The organism is Neobacillus pocheonensis (assembly GCF_050477905.1).
In the GTDB taxonomy this organism is placed as follows: Bacteria; Bacillota; Bacilli; order Bacillales; family Cytobacillaceae; genus Neobacillus; species Neobacillus pocheonensis_A.
The window spans coordinates 17,297-35,937 of the sequence record NZ_JBCNAD010000018.1 but is presented as its reverse complement, the minus strand read 5'-3'; the positions used below and the strand labels follow the sequence as shown (position 1 = coordinate 35,937).

General features: G+C 39.3%; 15 protein-coding genes. 13 read left to right on the top strand and 2 right to left on the bottom strand.

Annotated elements, in window-relative coordinates:
* The first annotated feature begins 89 nt into the window (after nt 1-89).
* The 8 genes from ABES02_RS08845 (at nt 90) to ABES02_RS08810 (ending at nt 10,701) form a co-directional block, all read left to right on the top strand.
* Nucleotides 90-2,378 (top strand): ribonucleoside-diphosphate reductase subunit alpha, encoded by a 2,289-nt coding sequence (locus ABES02_RS08845; protein WP_430133120.1) that lies wholly within the window; start codon nt 90-92, stop codon nt 2,376-2,378.
* A 33-nt stretch (nt 2,379-2,411) separates the two neighbouring features.
* Nucleotides 2,412-3,458 carry a ribonucleotide-diphosphate reductase subunit beta gene (locus ABES02_RS08840; protein ID WP_430133118.1) on the top strand — a complete coding sequence of 349 codons (1,047 nt, stop codon included), beginning with the start codon at nt 2,412-2,414 and terminating at the stop codon, nt 3,456-3,458.
* Between the two features lie 14 nt (nt 3,459-3,472).
* Nucleotides 3,473-3,940 (top strand): flavodoxin domain-containing protein, encoded by a 468-nt coding sequence (locus tag ABES02_RS08835; RefSeq protein ID WP_430133116.1) that lies wholly within the window; start codon nt 3,473-3,475, stop codon nt 3,938-3,940.
* A gap of 222 nt (nt 3,941-4,162) precedes the next feature.
* The gene (mglB, locus tag ABES02_RS08830; RefSeq protein WP_430133114.1) at nt 4,163-5,227 is read left to right on the top strand and encodes a galactose/glucose ABC transporter substrate-binding protein MglB; all 1,065 of its coding nucleotides are present in this window, start codon (nt 4,163-4,165) and stop codon (nt 5,225-5,227) included.
* Nucleotides 5,228-5,452: 225 nt separating this feature from the next.
* On the top strand, nt 5,453-6,955 hold the full coding sequence (gene mglA, locus ABES02_RS08825; RefSeq protein WP_430133112.1) for a galactose/methyl galactoside ABC transporter ATP-binding protein MglA: 1,503 nt from the start codon (nt 5,453-5,455) through the stop codon (nt 6,953-6,955).
* Nucleotides 6,956-6,967: 12 nt separating this feature from the next.
* The gene (mglC, locus tag ABES02_RS08820; protein WP_430133110.1) at nt 6,968-7,990 is read left to right on the top strand and encodes a galactose/methyl galactoside ABC transporter permease MglC; all 1,023 of its coding nucleotides are present in this window, start codon (nt 6,968-6,970) and stop codon (nt 7,988-7,990) included.
* A 252-nt stretch (nt 7,991-8,242) separates the two neighbouring features.
* On the top strand, nt 8,243-9,898 hold the full coding sequence (locus ABES02_RS08815) for an ATP-binding protein (protein ID WP_430133108.1): 1,656 nt from the start codon (nt 8,243-8,245) through the stop codon (nt 9,896-9,898).
* 47 nt (nt 9,899-9,945) lie between these two features.
* Nucleotides 9,946-10,701 (top strand): NRDE family protein, encoded by a 756-nt coding sequence (locus tag ABES02_RS08810; protein WP_430133106.1) that lies wholly within the window; start codon nt 9,946-9,948, stop codon nt 10,699-10,701.
* Between the two features lie 178 nt (nt 10,702-10,879).
* Here the strand turns inward: ABES02_RS08810 and ABES02_RS08805 are convergent, their stop codons facing one another.
* On the bottom strand, nt 10,880-11,122 hold the full coding sequence (locus ABES02_RS08805) for a hypothetical protein (protein ID WP_430133104.1): 243 nt from the start codon (nt 11,120-11,122) through the stop codon (nt 10,880-10,882).
* A 128-nt stretch (nt 11,123-11,250) separates the two neighbouring features.
* On the opposite strand from ABES02_RS08805, the gene ABES02_RS08800 reads away from it, so the two are divergent.
* From ABES02_RS08800 to ABES02_RS08780, 5 genes are all read left to right on the top strand, one after another.
* Complete coding sequence (locus ABES02_RS08800; protein WP_430133102.1) at nt 11,251-13,446, top strand: alpha-galactosidase; 2,196 nt, start codon at nt 11,251-11,253, stop codon at nt 13,444-13,446.
* A 91-nt stretch (nt 13,447-13,537) separates the two neighbouring features.
* Nucleotides 13,538-14,437 carry a GNAT family N-acetyltransferase gene (locus tag ABES02_RS08795; RefSeq protein ID WP_430133100.1) on the top strand — a complete coding sequence of 300 codons (900 nt, stop codon included), beginning with the start codon at nt 13,538-13,540 and terminating at the stop codon, nt 14,435-14,437.
* Between the two features lie 13 nt (nt 14,438-14,450).
* The gene (locus tag ABES02_RS08790; RefSeq protein ID WP_430133098.1) at nt 14,451-15,266 is read left to right on the top strand and encodes a VOC family protein; all 816 of its coding nucleotides are present in this window, start codon (nt 14,451-14,453) and stop codon (nt 15,264-15,266) included.
* Nucleotides 15,267-15,303: 37 nt separating this feature from the next.
* Nucleotides 15,304-15,843: a hypothetical protein gene (locus ABES02_RS08785; protein ID WP_430133096.1), complete on the top strand. Its 540-nt coding sequence runs from the start codon at nt 15,304-15,306 to the stop codon at nt 15,841-15,843.
* A gap of 409 nt (nt 15,844-16,252) precedes the next feature.
* Nucleotides 16,253-17,425 carry an ABC transporter substrate-binding protein gene (locus ABES02_RS08780; protein WP_430133509.1) on the top strand — a complete coding sequence of 391 codons (1,173 nt, stop codon included), beginning with the start codon at nt 16,253-16,255 and terminating at the stop codon, nt 17,423-17,425.
* Nucleotides 17,426-17,494: 69 nt separating this feature from the next.
* Here ABES02_RS08780 and ABES02_RS08775 read toward each other — a convergent pair whose 3' ends face one another.
* Complete coding sequence (locus ABES02_RS08775; RefSeq protein ID WP_430133094.1) at nt 17,495-18,637, bottom strand: glycosyltransferase family 4 protein; 1,143 nt, start codon at nt 18,635-18,637, stop codon at nt 17,495-17,497.
* Nucleotides 18,638-18,641: the final 4 nt, after the last annotated feature.

Sequence of the window (18,641 nt, the reverse complement as noted above, 5' to 3'; positions counted from 1 at the left end):
GGATTTTTTGCAAATGATAAGAAAGTATAGATTTCGACTTCGAGAATTGTCCAGCTCCAGCGCTTTTCTTATTATAGGAGGAAAAAGAAATGTGTACACGTATTGAATCAGAACTTAATTTCGTTACTAAAGCTATCATTAAAGCATCAGAGAAATATCATATCGATGCATCCGATCTAATAGAACGTATTAATGAATTGAATGTTTCAGAGTTCGAGGCAAACCAGCAGGCATTATTTTATGCATTAAATCAAATTGCGGTGGATCAGCCGAATTGGACATTTTTAGCTGCACATTTATATCTAAATGAGTTATATGAAAAAGCAGCCAAAAACCGTGGGGTTGCCCGTACTTTAATATATAGCAATTTTTACTCTCTTATTTCGACATTAACGAACAAAGGAATTTATTCAAATGATTTACTGAATTTGTATTCGAAAAATGAAATAGATGAATTGGAAAAAGAGATTAATCCTGACCTCGATCACTTATTTAATTACATCGGGTTATTCTTGCTAGCTGACCGCTATCTTGCCAAGGACCATGATCGAAATATTTATGAACTTCCGCAAGAACGGTTCATGATTATTGCCATGACCCTAATGAAATACGAAAATCCTAAAAAACGCATTGGGCTTGTTAAAGAAGCTTATTGGGCTTTAAGTAATTTATATATGACAGTGGCAACCCCCACATTATCAAATGCAGGCAAAAGCTTTGGACAACTTTCTTCCTGCTTTATTGATACAGTAGACGATTCCCTTGATGGCATTTATTTGAATAACTGGGATATTGCAAGATTAAGTAAAGATGGCGGTGGTATAGGAATCTATTATGGGAAAGTGCGTGCACTAGGTTCTGATATCAAGAGATTTAAGGGAAATTCTTCGGGAGTTATCCCATGGATTAAGTTAGTTAACGATACCGCCGTTAGTGTCGATCAGTTAGGTCAACGTCAGGGTGCAGTGTCCATTTACCTTGATTTATTCCATAAAGATATCATGAATGGATTCCTTGACTTGAAAACCAATAATGGGGACGAGCGACGTAAAGCGCATGACATTTTTACTGGTGTGACCGTACCAGACCTATTTATGGAAAAGCTTAATGAGGTAGATGAAAGCGGGAGAAGTATAGGACAATGGCATGCATTTTGTCCTCATGAGGTAAAGCAAATAATGGGATGGAAAGATGAAAATGGAAACCCATTGGGACTTGAAGATTTCTATGATGAAACAGACGATAAGTATTTTACAGTTAAATATAAAGAAGCCGTGAACAATCCGTTACTTCCACGTAAAACTTATCGTGCCATGGATATTATGGCTCGCATCATGGTTGCTCAATTAGAAACAGGGACACCTTATATGTTCTATCGTGACGAAGTAAACCGACAAAATCCCAATAAGCATTTGTTAGGGAAGGGACGTGCTTCTATCTTTTGCAGTAACCTTTGTACAGAGATTGCCCAAAACATGTCGGCTACAACCATTGTTAACGAATATCAAGATGAGGATGGAAACCTTGTAATGGTTCGCAAACCAGGTGATTTTGTCGTGTGCAATTTGTCGTCCATTAATCTTGGTAAAGCTGTTCCTGCCGATGTCTTGGAGCGTTTAATTCGTATCCAAGTAAGAATGCTCGATAACGTCATCGATTTAAATACAATCTCGGTTGGACAAGCGCAAAAAACCAATAAAAAATTCAGGGCTGTTGGACTAGGGACATTTGGATGGCATCACCTGCTAGCACTTAAGGGTATCCATTGGGAGTCTGAAAAGGCAGTTCGTTATACAGATGAACTGTATGATGACATTGCTTATTATACCATCCGCTCATCGATGGAACTTGCACGGGAAAAGGGAACTTATAGCAAATTCGCTGGTTCTGAATGGCAAACGGGTGTGTATTTTGATCGTAAAAAATATCATTCTGATCGATGGAAGCAATTAAAAAATGATGTTTCAAAGCATGGAGTCCGTAATGGCTGGTTGATGGCTATTGCTCCAAACTCCTCTACTGCGAAAATAGGGGGTTCAACAGATGGGATTGATCCTTTGTATGCAGTAGAATACGCGGAGGAAAAGAAAAACTTTAAGTTTAAGGTCACTGCTCCTGATTTGAATCATGTAACCTACAACTATTATCGCCGTTCCAGACATGAGTTAAATCAAGTATGGAGCATAAAACAGAATGCCGCACGGCAACGTCATATTGATCAAGCGATTAGTTTTAACCTCTACGTTAGACATGATATTAAAGCGAAAGATCTCTTAAATCTTCACATGGAAGCATGGAAACAAGGGCTAAAAACTACATACTACGTGAGAAGTACATCACAAGCCGAGATTGAAGAATGTGAAGCCTGCCATAGTTAAATCATAATTATTTTCGATCCAGGAGGTTCATAAATGAATAGACATTCACCTTTAGAAAGAATTAAGCTGCTAAACCCGGAATTTCCTAATAAATCCACTGGGATTATTAACGGCAAATCATCCGGTCTATTAAACTGGAACGATATTGCCTATCCACAAATGTATGATATTTACCAAACCTTATTGTCAAATTTTTGGAAAGCACAAGAGATTAACATGCAAGACGATATCAAACAATGGGATTCCCTTAGTACCACCGAGCAGGATGTTTTTTTAAGAATAAACACACAGCTTGCTTCATTGGACAGTCTTCAAACACCAACAATGAGCCAAGTGATGGATTATGTAACGGATTCCAGTTTTAAGGCAATTTTTGCGGTGATTTCACAACAAGAGGCCGTCCATAATGAATCGTATTCTTATTTATTAAGTTCACTTGTCCCTCTAAGTGAGCAAAATAATCGATTTAATCAAGCAAAAAATGATCCTATTGTACAGAAACGGAACAAGCTTATTTTAGATGCATATGAGGGTTTCCGGGAAAATCCTACACCTCAGAATCTATTCAAACTTGGCGTGAATTCTATTAACCTGGAAGGGATTTATTTTTATGCGGGATTTGCCTTTTTCTATAATCTGGCCCGTCATCAAAAGATGCTAAAGACAAGTACGATGATCAGTTATATTCAGAGGGATGAAATGCAGCATGCCTACTTCATTGCACAGTTTATCCGTATTCTTCTAGCAGAAAATCCAGAATTGAACACTGATGATAACATGGACTATGTTTATAAAACCATTGGACATGCCGTCAATCTTGAAAAGGAATGGGCACATGTCATCTTGAGTGAAATCGAAGGAATAGATTTAAACGAGTTTGAAAGTTATGTAGAATACCTTGCCAATAAACGCTTACGTCAGCTTGGATTAAAAAACTTGTATGAAGAGAGAGAAAATCCGATGCCGTGGATCCATATTTTTAGTGACGAAATGATTAATGAAACGAAGTCCGATTTCTTTGAACAAAAATCAAGAACCTATACAAAAGTAACTCAGTCGAACGGTTTCGATGAATTATAGGTGAGGTATTGTTCATGAAAGTAGCTTTAGTTTATGCCTCTAAATCCGGAAACACAAAAGAGCTTGTAGAACTGCTTTATAACTTCATTAATATACATCCAATAAATGTAAATATTTATTGTGTAAATGAATTTCCAATCACTCAAATAAAACAATTTGATGCTATTATTATTGGAACCTACACTTGGGGAAATGGTGATATCCCTCATGAAATGGTGCCTTTATATCAAGCTTTTGAAAATCAGGAAGTGAAAAGGATTGTTACAGGTGTGGTTGGTACGGGAGATAGCTTTTATCCTAAGTTTTGTGGGGCTGTGGATGTATTTAAGGATATGCTTTTCGTTTGCACTGATTTAGCTGTTACCATGAAAGTAGAGCTTAGACCACAAGTTGGGGACTTAAATAAATGCATGAGATTTGTTGATCTTCTTTTAGAGCGTTTAAAACAGGACAAAACTCTGTCGGAATTACAACATAATTGAACCTTATTTAGAACCGATCTTCTTCCAAATTGAAGGTCGGTTTTCTAATTGCAAGCGATTACAAAAAAGTCTAGATAATCACAAATATGTGCTATAGTTTAGAACTATTGCAGAAATTGTTCTGATGCTAACATAAGTGTAAGGGCTTACAAGGGGGCTGAGTTAAGCAGTTCGGAGGAGTTTACCAAAGTCTTTACAAAAAGTAAAAAGGAGAATGAGGACATGTCGAAAAAGAAAAAAGGCTTGATTCTATCATTAACAGTTGCATCTAGTATTTTATTAGCTACTGGCTGCAGCAGCTCAACTAGCGGGTCTGGCGATTCTGCAGGCAGCAAGGACACCAAACTTCCTGCAGTAGGTGCAACCATCTATAAGTTTGACGACAACTTCATGAGCTATGTACGTCGTGCGATGGAAACTTCAGCAAAGGGAAATGTAAATTTAATGCTGAACGATTCGCAAAATGACCAAGCAAAACAAATTGAGCAAGTAGATACCCTAATTGCAAAAGGTGCTAAATCTCTTGCTATTAACCTAGTAGATCCAAAAGCGGCACAAACCATTATTGATAAAGCTAAACCAAAAAATATCCCAGTTATCTTCTTTAACAAAGAGCCAGATGCAAGTGTATTAGCAGGCTATGATAAAGCTTACTATGTTGGAACAACTTCTTCAGAATCAGGTGTGCTACAAGGCCAATTAATCGCAAAAGCTTGGGAAGCTAACAAAGCTAAATGGGACAAAAACGGTGACGGCAAGCTTCAATACGTATTACTTAAAGGTGAGCCAGGACATCCAGATGCTGAAGCACGTACGAAATTCGCAGTTGATACTGTAAAAGAAAAAGGTATCCAAGTAGAAGAATTAGCTATGGATACAGCTATGTGGGATGCTACAAAAGCAACTGAAAAAATGGACGCTTGGTTAGCAAAATACAGCGACAAAATTGAATTCGTTATCGCTAACAACGATGGTATGGCACTTGGAGCCATTGCTTCTCTTGAAAAAGCTGGATTCTTCTCTGGCGACAAATTCATGCCGGTTGTAGGTGTTGACGCGATTCCAGAAGCACTTGAAATGATCGAAAAAGGCAAAATGGTTGGTACTGTCTTGAATGACGCGAAAAACCAAGGTAAAGCAACCGTCGATCTTGCAGCAAATGCAGCAAAAGGCAAAGACGTTCTAGACGGAACTTCTTGGAAGCTTGATGATAAGAAAGCGGTTCGTGTTCCTTACATTGAAGTAACTAAAGACAACATCCAAGTTGGTAAAGACGCATACAAATAAGAAGTTTCTAGTAGAAGCGCCAGTCCGGGGGCACTGCCCCAAGGCGCTCCTCGAACGAAGGAAAAGAGTGTGCTTTTCCTTCGTTCGGGGCATTGCTTCAAAGAGTACCCCCTTTGAAGCAGGACAACGCCCTATTTTTTTGAAAAATAATACTTTAATCAATAGATATGAGACGAGCAAGCGTGGTCTCATATTTTTTAAATGGTAAAGCGAGGAGGTTTGCTCATGTCAGAAGGTAGTAAAACAAATTTGCTTGAAATGCTAAATATAACGAAACGGTTCCCCGGCGTTATCGCCCTAAATAATGTTTCTCTTAAAGTGAAGGCGGGATCGGTGCATGCCTTAATGGGCGAGAATGGGGCAGGTAAATCCACCTTAATGAAGTGCTTATTCGGAATTTATTCGATGGATGAAGGCAAAATTCTTTTTGACGGGAAAGAAGTATCCTTTGTCAATTCAAAGCAGGCGCTTGAGAACGGCGTCTCCATGGTGCACCAGGAATTGAATCAGGTACGCCAGCAAAATGTTATGGATAACTTATGGCTTGGCCGTTATCCGAAAAAAGGTATTTTCATAGATGAAAAGAAAATGTACGAGGACACGAAAGCAATATTCAAAGGACTCGATATTAATATTGATCCGCGCAGCAAGGTGAGCACGCTTTCTGTTTCTGAGATGCAGATGGTCGAAATAGCGAAAGCCGTTTCTTATAATTCTAAAATCATTGTAATGGACGAACCAACTTCATCCCTTACAGAGAATGAAGTAAACCATCTGTTTAGAATCATCAAAAAACTGCAAAGTGATAATGTTGCGATTATTTACATCTCGCACAAAATGGAAGAAATATTAAAAATTTCCGATGAAGTTACCATCATGCGTGACGGTCAGTATATTGCAACCAAAAGTGCAAAAGATTTAACAACCGATGAAATCATCAAGTTGATGGTTGGCCGGGATTTATCACAGCGCTTCCCAGCGAAAATCAACAAGCCGAGTGATGTGATTTTGAAAGTTTCTAATTTAACAGCAGAGACTCAGCCTTCTTTTTCAGATGTAAACTTTGAACTCCGAAAAGGAGAGATTCTAGGAATCGCAGGTCTGGTGGGCTCCAAGCGTACAGAAGTCGTGGAATCGATTTTTGGAATGAGAGCGTTGAAATCTGGAACAATTGAATTACATGGGAAAGTGGTCAAGAATCATTCACCGCAGCATGCCATTAAAAACGGCTTTGCCCTTGTGACAGAAGAACGAAGATCCACAGGTATTTTCCCAGAACTAAGCATCAGCTTTAACTCGATTATTTCCAATATGGATCAATACCGTAAAGGACCATTTTTGTCTGACAGTAAAGTCAAGGTAGACACACAATGGGTAATTGATTCCATGAAGGTAAAAACACCTACACAAAAAACATCAATCGGAAGTCTTTCCGGCGGTAACCAGCAAAAGGTTATTATCGGGCGCTGGCTATTAACAAAGCCAGATATTTTATTGCTCGATGAACCAACACGTGGCATTGACGTTGGAGCAAAGTTTGAAATCTATCAACTTATTAACCAACTAGCCGCAGACGGAAAAGGCATTATCATGATCTCTTCCGAAATGCCTGAACTTATGGGTGTTACAGATAGAATTTTAGTAATGAGTAATGGAAAAGCCGCCGGAATCGTAGAAACGGCAACGACTTCTCAAGAAGAAATCATGCGACTGGCAGCTTTGTACTAGGAGGCGATGGAAATGAATACTCAGGCTTCAAAAAAAGCGAATGTATCAAAATGGCTTGTTGATAATGTTATTTATGTAGTGCTAATCCTATTGGTGGTCGGAATTGTTGTTGCTTCTCCAGACTTCTTATCGATGACGAACTTGATTAATATTCTGGCTCAATCATCCTCACGTATTATTATTGCGCTTGGGGTTGCGGGTATCCTGATTACCGCAGGTACGGACCTCTCTGCTGGTCGGATGGTTGGTCTTGCCGCCGTTATTTCGGCTTCGATGCTGCAAGCGGGCGATTATGCTTATAAAATGTATCCTAATTTGCCTGATCTGCCGCTATTTGTACCTATTTTAATCGCGATGGCTGCAACAGGAATAATCGCCGCATTAAATGGTGTGATTGTATCCAAGTTTCACGTTCCTCCATTCATTGCTACATTAGGAATGATGATTGGTGTGTACGGTTTGACTTCCATTTACTTTGACCGCCCGCCATATGGCGCACAACCTATCGGTGGTTTAAGCGAAAAGTTTACAACTTTTGCTCAACGTGGTATTAAATTAGGCTCATATGAATTCCCATATCTCATTCTTTATGCCATTATTGTATCGATTATCATTTGGGTGATCTGGAATAAAACACAGCTTGGTAAAAATATGTATGCGATCGGCGGCAACCCAGAAGCAGCTAAGGTTTCCGGTGTTAACGTCGCAAGAAACCTTATTATCATCTATACGATTGCCGGCCTTCTGTACGGCTTAACAGGAACACTTGAAGCGGGCCGTGTTGGTAGTGCAACGAACAACACTGGTAACATGTACGAATTAGATGCAATCGCAGCCTGCGTAGTCGGCGGCGTATCTCTATCAGGTGGTATCGGATCCGTTCCAGGCGTAATCACTGGGGTTCTTATTTTCCAAGTAATCAACTATGGACTGGCCTTCCTAGGCGTAAGCCCATACATTCAATTCATCGTAAAAGGCTTAATTATCATCGTCGCAGTCGCATTTGACATGCGCAAACACGCTAAAAAGAAATAATCTTAAAAGGGTGTCAGGCACCATTCGTGGACATTTGTCCTCGATCGGCGGACACTCTTTTTTGTTTTGTGGTTCCCAACATCAAATCGGGCCTTTGAATACTATTGATTTTAACTATTGCTAATAAGATATCTGCATAATGTAAAAAAGGGCACATCCAACCATGGATAGTGCCCCACTTTGATTTTAGGAGATACCAGATAAATAGTATGGTAATACTACTATCTCTAGTTTATGATAAAAGAGAATAATATGAATTATCTAAGTATGGGTGGGAGTCAGTTGGTTCTTTTCGACTACATTATTAATCTCTCAATTTTTTCATTATTGGTCAGTACACCACTAGTCATTCGTTCTTTCTTTAATCATAGACCGATGAAACATGCTCGTCTTTGGGGCGGGGTATATGGGGGAATCATTTCTATTATTCTCGTAATGTTATCATTTCAGCACCAAGGGTATTCCTATGATATTCGCTATGCTCCTGTCATTTTGACATTTGCCTACCTTGGACCTGTATCAGGATTGATGACAGGGACATTTGCCTTGCTTGCCAGATTGTCATCAAGCGGTCATTGGACACCGGCTATTATCGGTTGGGCAGTTATCATGTTCGGTCTTTCAGTCCTTTATTTATATATTAAAAAATTCACACCAGTAAAAAGAAGCATGTTTCTATTTTGCTCGTATATTGTTATCTATGTGATAACAGTCCCAGTTATTTTCCATGTATTTAGAGATGAACCATTTTTTCATATTACATATCTCCTGTTTGTTTTGTTAGGAGTTATCGTTGGGCTATTGTTGATAGAGGCTTATCGGAAGATGCATAGGACCATTTCCGAAAAAAAGGAAGTCGAGATGACGCTTGCAGCAAGTGAATCCAAATATCGGCTAATTGCTGAAAACACATCGGACCTGATCATGGTGATGAATCCTGATCTAAGTATCAGCTACTTCTCTCCTTCGCATGAAATGGTTTTAGGATATCATGGAGTTGATTTGGAAAAGGTTGAGTTATTTAAGTTTATTCACCCTGATGATGTATGTCTATTTAAAACTTCTGTTATTAAAATGTTTGAAAATAACGAGTCGCACTCGATGGAATTTCGCCTCCTCCATCAAGAAGGGTATTGGATTGAGTTTGAATCCCGCTGTATGCCTGTTGAGGGAGAAATGAAAAACGTTGAGCATATTGTCATTATTAGCCGTGATATCTCCGAACGGAAAAAATCAGAAGAAATACTTTTGCAATCTGAAAAACTATCGATTGTTGGAGAGTTAGCGGCCGGAGTGGCGCATGAGATCAGAAATCCACTCACAACGATAAAAGGCTTTGTGCAGCTTTATAAAAGCGGGGTTGATTCCTTTGATTTTAATGAATTGTTATTGAGTGAACTGGAACGGATTGAATCGATTACAACAGGGCTGTTATCATTAGGAAAACCGCAGGCGGTCCAGCCGAGCCGTTTGAATGTTTGGGGATTAATTGAAAATACACTGGAGTTACTTGCTCCTGAAGCCCTAATGTACGATATTCAATTTAAGTTAAAATCCGAAGCAGCGTCCTATTTTATTACGGGTGAAAAGAACCAATTAAAGCAGGTATTCTTAAATATTCTTAAGAACGCAATGGAGGCCATGCATGATGGCGGGGAGATTCGAGTCAGCATCAGGAATGGGGCTAAAGGTGAATGTATTATTTCTATTCAAGACCAAGGCTGTGGAATTCCAGAGGAATTGCTTCCGCGTTTAGGTGAACCCTTCTACAGCTTAAAAGAAAAAGGAACAGGTCTCGGCGTTATGATCTGCCACAAAATCATCAAACAGCACAACGGCAGCATCACCTACTCCAGCAAAGAAAAAGAGGGAACCCTGGTTGAAATAAAACTGCCTCTGGATAAATAAGTTGATTTCATTTTTCTGTAAAATTGATATGAAGGCTGTGGTTGTTCATGTGTTTGATTTTGTTTGCTTATAAGGTTCATCCTGTTTATAAGTTGATTGTTGCCGCCAATCGAGATGAATTTTACAAGAGGCCGACTGCCCCTGCCTATTTTTGGGAGGATAGCCCGGACATTCTTGCTGGACGGGATCTAGAAAAGATGGGAACGTGGATGGGAGTGACCAACAAAGGTCGTTTCGCCGCTTTGACCAATTATCGCAATCCCAAAGAAGTTGCAGAGGGTAAACGTTCGCGCGGGGAACTGGTGGCAGATGCACTCAAATACAATGGGAATTTGAATGATTATATGCGAGAACTTGCAGGAAACAAAGATAAGTATCCAGGATATAACTTATTAGCAGGGGATACTGATGAATTATATTATTATTCAAATATTGGCCAGGAACTGCGAAAACTGGAGGCTGGTATTTATGGTGTCAGTAATCACTTATTAAATACCGAATGGCCTAAGGTTCGGATTGGCAAGGAAGGTTTAGCTAAAATCATCACCGGAAAGCAGGAGAATATAATTGAAAATCTTTTTTCTCTTCTCCAAAATGCCGAAAGGGCTTCAGATGAGCTTCTTCCGAACACAGGGGTTCCATTGGATATGGAAAAAATGCTGTCGCCCCTTTTTATCAAAAGCGATTCTTACGGGACGCGGAGTTCAGCGATTATGTTCATGGCAGATAATGAGATTCAATACCTTGAGCGTGTATTCGGAAATGGCAGCACGACTAACCAAAAATTTAGGATTAAAATTTAAAAACTAATCAAACGCTTGATTAAACGGACCTGAACCCTTGACGTACAAGGGTTTTTTACTTTACTTGAAAACTAATCAAACGTTTGATTACATTCACCTGACCCAAGTTGTACTAAGTTTTTCATCAATAGAGTAATAACTAATCAAACGTTTGATTAAACTCTCCAGAAGTGTTTCTTTATTGTGATAAGTTTCCAAAAAATCCTAATGCATATTTAATACATTCCTCAATTTCATTCGTCTCATACCCTTGTAAATCTTCGTGAGTAATTTCCAATTTTGTCCCAGTTAAGGAATAACCGCTATCCAAGTTAATATCAAGTAACACTTCATAACCCAATGCTGTTTGTGTAATCTTAAGAATGTCATAATCACGCACGGCCGTGCCTGTTTCGTATTCAATTGGCTCTAACTCTGACATATTACAACCCCCAAATTATTTTTTCCAACTACCATTTCGAAAATAGCATATACAAAAAGCAGGTAACATAAACAGATATTATTACATTGTTTAAAAAGTAAATGCTTAAAGATGAGGAGAGAGGCCGTGTGCCAATCAATTGGAACGAAAAGGATAGAATTTTCCATTTAAATAATGATCGGATAAGCTATTTAATTCAGATTGTGCATGGCAAATATCCTGCTCATCTGTACTGGGGTAAACTTGTTCAGACAATGCAGCCTTCAACCATACTCCAATATAAAGGCAGGGCGTTTTCGCCAACATCGGAACCGGGGTTCCCGGCATTTTCACTCGATACGCTTCCACAGGAATATCCTGCTTACGGAAACGGAGATTTCAGAAGCCCCGCTTACCAACTTCGTACGCGAGAAGGATCAACGATTACAGAATTTATTTATGATTCACATGAAATTGTTCAAGGGAAACCACGATTAAAGGGACTCCCTGCTTCTTATATTGAAAATGAATCAGAAGCGGAAACACTAATCATCACCATGGTGGATTCCATGCTGGGGATCGGAATGAATCTCCACTACACGATTTACCGCGACTTGGATGTTATAACGAGGTCTGTAACTTTTGAACACCTTGGCAGTCAGGAAGTAGAAATTATTAAATGTATGAGCATGTCTGTCGACTTTCATCATTCTAATTGGGAATGGCTTCATTTGCATGGTACATGGGGACGTGAACGTCATATCGAGCGGAAGTCATTGCTCCATGGGATGCAGTCAATTTCCTCTTCAAGAGGGGCAAGCAGCCATCAGCATAATCCCTTTATTGCCTTACTTGCGAAAAATTCAACCGAGGAGCAAGGGGAAGTATATGGTATAAGTTTAGTTTACAGTGGGAACTTTCAAGCTTCTTTAGAGGTTGACCCATTTCAAACCACAAGGCTCTCCATCGGTATCAATCCCTTTGATTTCAAATGGCTTTTAAAGCCTGGAGAAACCTTTCAAACACCAGAAGTATTAATGGTTTATTCTTCAGATGGCCTTGGAGGAATGTCCCGGACCTACCATAAATTATTGCGAACAAGAATATGCAGAGGCGTTTACCGTGACAAAACACGTCCAATTCTTATCAATAATTGGGAGGCCACCTATTTTCATTTTAATGAAAAAAAATTGAAGGAAATTGCTGATGCTGGAAAGGAGCTTGGAATTGAACTGTTTGTCCTCGATGACGGCTGGTTTGGACATCGTGACAATGATAAAAGCTCACTAGGGGATTGGCAGGTGTATATGAAAAAACTACCTAATGGATTGGATGGATTGGCTGATTATGTTACCAAAAAAGGGATGAAGTTTGGCTTATGGGTAGAGCCGGAAATGGTTTCACCTGATAGTGAATTATATCGGAAACACCCTGATTGGTGTCTTCATGTGCCAGGACGACATCGAACACTTTCAAGAAACCAGCTAATTCTTGATTTAAGCAGGGAAGAGGTTTGCGATTATTTAATTACTACACTCACAAATCTCTTGAACAGCGCTCAAATTACCTATGTAAAATGGGATATGAACCGCAATATGACCGAGGTGGGTTCAGCTGCACTTCCACCCGAAAGACAGCAGGAAACAGCCCACCGTTATATGCTTGGGCTGTATCGGATTTTGGAAACATTGACAGGACGTTTTCCTCATGTTTTGTTTGAAAGCTGTTCCGGCGGCGGCGGCCGCTTTGACCCTGGCATGCTTTATTACATGCCGCAAACCTGGACGAGTGATGATACAGATGCAGTCGAAAGGCTGAAAATCCAATACGGAACAAGTATTGTCTACCCGGCGATTACAATGGGGGCACATGTTTCCGATGTTCCAAATCACCAGGTAGGTAGAGTAACGCCTCTAAAAATAAGATGCCATGTGGCTATGGCCGCTAATTTCGGCTTTGAATTAAATATTGATAAACTAAGCGGCGCTGAAAAAAATGTGGTAGCTGAGAACATCCAACTCTACCATCAGATCAAGGATCTCGTCTGTTTTGGAGACCTATTTAGGCTGTTAAGTCCATTTGAAGGAATGGATTCAGCTTGGATGTATGTGGCGGCAAATCAGCAAAGAGCAGTTGTTTTTTACTATAAAACACTGGCAACGCCTAACCCGCCATTTTTACGCCTCAAACTGTCTGGACTTAATCATGCGATGAAATACAGAATCAACGGAGGCGAGCAGGAATACTATGGAGATGAACTTATGAAAATAGGATTATCTCTCCCACTGATCAAAAATGATTTTTCCTCTTATATCTTTAAACTCGAAGAAGTCCTGCTCAATTGAACAAGGCTTCTTTTAAAAAACTAAATTTTCAGTATTTTTATAAAATTAATTCGTGGTAAAATGGTTGAAGGATGATAGAGGTGAGTACTCAATGAGGGTTGAAGCATTAGGAAGCATGAGAGTCAAGGAATTTGTTGAATACTGCCAGAAACATAGAAAAGAAGTAGATGATTCCTTTTTATATGAGGAGCATTTAAAAAAGTTTGCGCCAGATTCTGAGAATCCAACATACATAGTGACTAATCCGCAAGGGGAGATTGTGGCCGCTGCCTCATTGATCATCGATGAATACAATCGACGAGGGAAAAGAGCGCGTTTTCGGATTTTTCATTCCGAAATCAATGATAAATCACTCTATCTTCAACTATTGAAATCACTCCAAAAGCATACTAGCGGACTAGACAAGGTGTTTATTTTTATTCCATTGGCAAATGAGCCTTTAGCAGAGATGATGGAGCAGCTGAATTTTTCAGTAGAACGGTACGCTTTCCTGTTAGTTAGGGAGGAAATGGATATACCTGAAGTGAGTCTGCCAGAAGAATATGTTATGCGCAATTTTGTACCAGGTAAAGATGAAGAAATTTGGAGTAATGTACGGAACGCCGGGTTCGCCACACTGAAGGGAAATGAAACACCTGTCACTCCTGAAATGGTGAGTAAGCTGATTTCAAGCAGCGATTATCTCGAAGGCGGTATGGAAATTCTATTTCATAAAGAGAAACCTGTCGGTGTCGTTAGGGGAGCGGCAGATGAATATGAGGATGAACCAATAATGAATATTGGGCCCCTGGCCATTCTTCCAGAATATCAAGGCAAGGGCTTAGGAAGACAATTATTAAGAGCATCCCTTAAGTTTGCTAAGGAAAAATCCTATAATAAAACCATCCTTTCAGTCAACGGAGAGAATGAACGAGCGCAGTCCTTATATATTCAGGAGGGTTTTAAACAGGTTGAGGGTGTGACATGTTATCAATTTGTTTTAGAAAAATAAAGAAGGTGTAGGAATGCAATTTTCTTTTGATCATCTAGTCTGGTTTTCTAAAAAGCCGGAGGGAGCCATTCCACTCCTCAAACAATTAGGGATACATGCAGCTAATGGCGGTCGTCATGAAAAATGGGGCACCTATAACACACTTAGCTATTTTGGCTTGAGCTATATCGAATTTTTAGGAATTGAAAATGCAGCGATTGCCGAAAAACATAAAGAGAACCTGCTGGTTACTCATATCGCTGAACAGCTACCAAAAGAATTCGGAGAAGGACCTGCCAGAATTGCCATTCGTACTGATTGCATAGAACAATTAGCCATAAAGTTTAAAGAGAATGGAGTTACTGTTTATGGCCCAATTCCAGGAGAAAGGGTCCGTGCAGATGGGGAAACAATTAGCTGGTCACTGTTATTCCCAGAAAATCAAGGAGATGATCTTCGTCTTCCATTTTTTATCCAATGGGAAAAGTCGGATGAGGAGAGAATTTCTGACTTAGAGAAGCAGGGTTTAATAGGGAAGCACACAATGGGACATCCCAAATTTGAAAGTGTTGGTTTTGCTGTAAGGGATTTAGAGCAAACAATCACAACCTGGGGACAAATGCTAAATCTGAAACCCGGTGACGCATTTTTTGACCAAAGATTAAATGCCTGGTGCGGAAAATTAGAATTACACGGAACAACCCTGTTATTCTGTTCACCTATTGGAGAAGGTATTGTTGAGGAAGTGTTAATAGAAAAAGGGGAAACTCCATTTTTGGTAAATCTAATCGAAACGAATCAAGGCTTCTTTTTTGAAAAGATGAATGGTTACTGGAATTTTAAAAAATAAGGATTTTCCAATACTTTCTCTAATTAGGGGGCCAATCATGCATCAACCAACATACTCTATCATCATTATCGGAGCACTTATTCTTTTCAGTATATTTAGGCGTGTCCGCCGAACCATAGGCTGGCAGAAGTTGAATCAAGGTAAACTATTGTTTAGAACCATCCTTTTTCTTGCTATTGGGCTGATATTTTTGGGGGTAGGGGTTGCCCACCCAATTAATTTAATCTCAGACATTTTGGGAATAGTGATTGGAATTATTCTAGCCTATTACGGAGCAGGGATGACCAAGTTTGAAAAACGAAATGAAAGCTGGTACTTCCTGCCGAACATCTGGATTGGCAGTCTTGTTACTGCTATTTTCTTTGCTCGATTAATTTATCGGATATATGGAATATACTCTTTAGAGTCTCTTGGGAAACTACAAGAGGGGCAAGCAAATAGTTTTCAAAATATAGGAAGCATTACCGGCAATTCCTGGACCTCTGGCTTAATGCTCATTATGTTTGCTTATTATGCTTTATACTACATTATTATTTTACGGAAACAGAAGAAATATTTAACACAATCAGCTGAATAACAGGCAATGAAGATGAAACCCGCTGAGGATAAAATCAGCGGGTTTTTAGTCGGAAATTTTTTTAGCAGGTTTTGAAAAATAATAAACCGTTGCTGTTGTTTAAAATAATGGATAATGAAACTATTATTTTAAAAATAGGTGTTTCGATAATTTTTTAAAGGAAGCCACGGATTAATATAATTTTATATATAGGATTTCCAAATGTAAACGCTACCAAAAATACAGATAAATCAATAATTTCAGAAATATTTAAATAAATAAAATAATATACTAGACGAAAGTAAAAACTTGTACTAGAATACTATTTATAGATTATGTAAGTTGACTAAACAAAAACATTATTTAAATGAAATGGTACCATTTTACGATTTGTTTTGTCAGAAAAATCAGATAAGGGGAGTCATACATGATGAAGAAAAAATGGGCAAAGACGTTTATGGCCTCAGCATTATTGGCCGGTGTACTAGCAGGATGTTCAGGCGCAAAAGAGAGTGCAGGAAGTAGCGATTCAATTAAAGTAGGAGTAAACTTAGAGCTTTCAGGCGGGGTTGCTTCTTACGGAGAATCTCTTAAAAAAGGAATTGACATTGCAGTTGCAGAAATCAATAAAAAGGGCGGAATAGATGGCAAAAAGCTCGATCTTGTCGAAGTAGATAACAAGTCAGAAGCAGCAGAAGCTACTAACGGTGCAGTTAAATTAACGAGTCAGGACAAAGTAACGGCGATTATCGGCGCAGCGACAAGCGGAGATACAGTAGCGCAAGCGCAGATTGCCAATGATACCAAAACAGTTCTATTAACTCCATCAGGGACAAGCCCAAATGTAACAGTAACAGATAAAGGGAAATTAAACGATTATGTTTTCCGTACATCTTTCATCGATCCATTCCAAGGAACAGTGGCGGCAAACTTTGCGGCTAAAGAATTAAAGGTGAAAAACGTAGCTATCTTTGCTGACAGTGCCAGCGATTATGCGAAAGGGCTAGCAGCATCTTTCAAAGAAACCTTTGAAAAAGAAGGCGGCAAGATTGTAGCGGAGGAAGCTTATGTTGCGAAGGATACAGACTTCCGTGCAACTTTAACTCGTATCAAGTCTAAAAATCCTGAGTTCGTTTTCATCCCTGGATACTATGAAGAAGTTGGCTTAATCATCAAACAGGCTCGTGAACTTGGTCTAAACGTTCCGTTAATGGGTGCAGATGGCTGGGATTCTCCAAAATTAGTAGAATTAGCTGGTGCTGATGCGTTAAACAACACATTTATCACAAACCACTATTCTTCTGAAGATCCAGATAAGAAGATTCAAGATTTTGTTACTACCTTCAAAGATAAGTACAATGGTGAAGCACCAAACGCTTTCAATGCCCTTGGCTATGACACTGTATATCTATTAGCAGATGCGATCAAGCGTGCAGGCGGTACAGATACAGCAAAAATCAAAGATGAGTTAGCAAAAACAAAAGATCTTTCCCTCGTAACTGGTGTTGTATCAATTGACAAAAACCACAACCCAATCAAATCTGCAACAGTACTAGAATACAAAGACGGCAAACAAGTGTTTAACGTAAAAGTAAATCCTTAATAGTGAAAAGGGTGTCAGGCACCATTCATGGACATTTGTCCGTGTGTGGCGGACACCTTTTTTTATTTTTCATGCATATTTTATCTGGTTATGTTCCGTAAGTATTTTGGTATAGTGTGAGGTTAGGTTGTCAAAGATTTTATCCCATTTTTGGGTGAGGGCGTAGTCTCTTCCGGCGCTTCCCATTTGTCCTCGTAATTGTTCATTTTTTAATAACTGGATAATGGATTCTTTAAATTCCTCCACATCCCCCGGTGTGCACAAATACCCTGTTTCACGTGCTTTAATAATATTCTTAACTCCTCCAGCGTTCGCTCCAATCACTGGGGTTCCACTCGCAAGGGCTTCAAGAACAACATTTCCAAAGGTTTCTGTTGGAGAAGGAAAGACGAATAAATCTGATGCAGAGTATACTTCGGCTAACCGTTCCCCGGTTAAATACCCAGTAAAGGAGACATTGGAAACGGCCTGATCTTCCAGTTCTTTACGCAAAGGACCATCGCCGACAACGAGCCAATGTATTTTTTCATTTTGGTCAGCAGGCAATGATTTCGCAATAGCTAGAAGTGTTTCGATATCTTTTTCAGGGGCTAATCTGCCAACGTAAGTTAGAAGATATTTTTGGCTTATACCGTAACGCGTAAGAACAGCATTTTTATCATAATGAGGGTGAAAAAGCTGACAGTCAACGCCGCGCGGCCATATTTCTAAGTTTGTAAATCCTCGGTGTACGAGTAGTTGAAAGGTTTCATTGGAGGGAACAAATAGTTTTTCGCAGGATCGATGGAACCAATGCATATATTTCCAGATGATAGATGAAAGAAATGTAAGGTCATAATATTCCAAGTAGTGATCAAAATTGGTGTGATAAGATCCAACGAGCGGGATGTTTAATTTTTTAGATAAATAGACGCCGCATAGACCGGCGCTAAATGGGGTAGCGACATGAATTAAATCTGGCGAAAACCGTTGTAACTCAGCTTTAAGATGAAAAAAATTAGGAAAAGCCAATCGGCATTCGGGATAAAGGAAAAAAGGAAGGCTTTTAAAGCGATGAATATTGCTAGAAACATATTCCTTGCCGTTTGAATCAGGTGCAAAAATTTTAAAAGTGATACTCTTCGTTTCAAAATAATCCGTTAGCCGCTTAAGTGTCCTGGCCACCCCGTTGACATCTGGATAAAAAGTATCTGTGAAAATCGCAATCTTCATAAAA

Bases quoted from the DNA above. Each gene is read 5' to 3' on its own strand.
- ABES02_RS08815 (WP_430133108.1), top strand. From the start codon at position 8,243: ATGAATTATCTAAGTATGGGTGGGAGTCAGTTGGTTCTTTTCGACTAC.
- ABES02_RS08810 (WP_430133106.1), top strand. From the start codon at position 9,946: ATGTGTTTGATTTTGTTTGCTTATAAGGTTCATCCTGTTTATAAGTTG.
- mglB (WP_430133114.1), top strand. From the start codon at position 4,163: ATGTCGAAAAAGAAAAAAGGCTTGATTCTATCATTAACAGTTGCATCT.
- mglA (WP_430133112.1), top strand. From the start codon at position 5,453: ATGTCAGAAGGTAGTAAAACAAATTTGCTTGAAATGCTAAATATAACG.
- mglC (WP_430133110.1), top strand. From the start codon at position 6,968: ATGAATACTCAGGCTTCAAAAAAAGCGAATGTATCAAAATGGCTTGTT.
- ABES02_RS08835 (WP_430133116.1), top strand. From the start codon at position 3,473: ATGAAAGTAGCTTTAGTTTATGCCTCTAAATCCGGAAACACAAAAGAG.
- ABES02_RS08785 (WP_430133096.1), top strand. From the start codon at position 15,304: ATGCATCAACCAACATACTCTATCATCATTATCGGAGCACTTATTCTT.
- ABES02_RS08780 (WP_430133509.1), top strand. From the start codon at position 16,253: ATGAAGAAAAAATGGGCAAAGACGTTTATGGCCTCAGCATTATTGGCC.
- ABES02_RS08790 (WP_430133098.1), top strand. From the start codon at position 14,451: ATGCAATTTTCTTTTGATCATCTAGTCTGGTTTTCTAAAAAGCCGGAG.
- ABES02_RS08775 (WP_430133094.1), bottom strand. From the start codon at position 18,637: ATGAAGATTGCGATTTTCACAGATACTTTTTATCCAGATGTCAACGGG.
- ABES02_RS08805 (WP_430133104.1), bottom strand. From the start codon at position 11,122: ATGTCAGAGTTAGAGCCAATTGAATACGAAACAGGCACGGCCGTGCGT.
- ABES02_RS08795 (WP_430133100.1), top strand. From the start codon at position 13,538: ATGAGGGTTGAAGCATTAGGAAGCATGAGAGTCAAGGAATTTGTTGAA.
- ABES02_RS08845 (WP_430133120.1), top strand. From the start codon at position 90: ATGTGTACACGTATTGAATCAGAACTTAATTTCGTTACTAAAGCTATC.
- ABES02_RS08840 (WP_430133118.1), top strand. From the start codon at position 2,412: ATGAATAGACATTCACCTTTAGAAAGAATTAAGCTGCTAAACCCGGAA.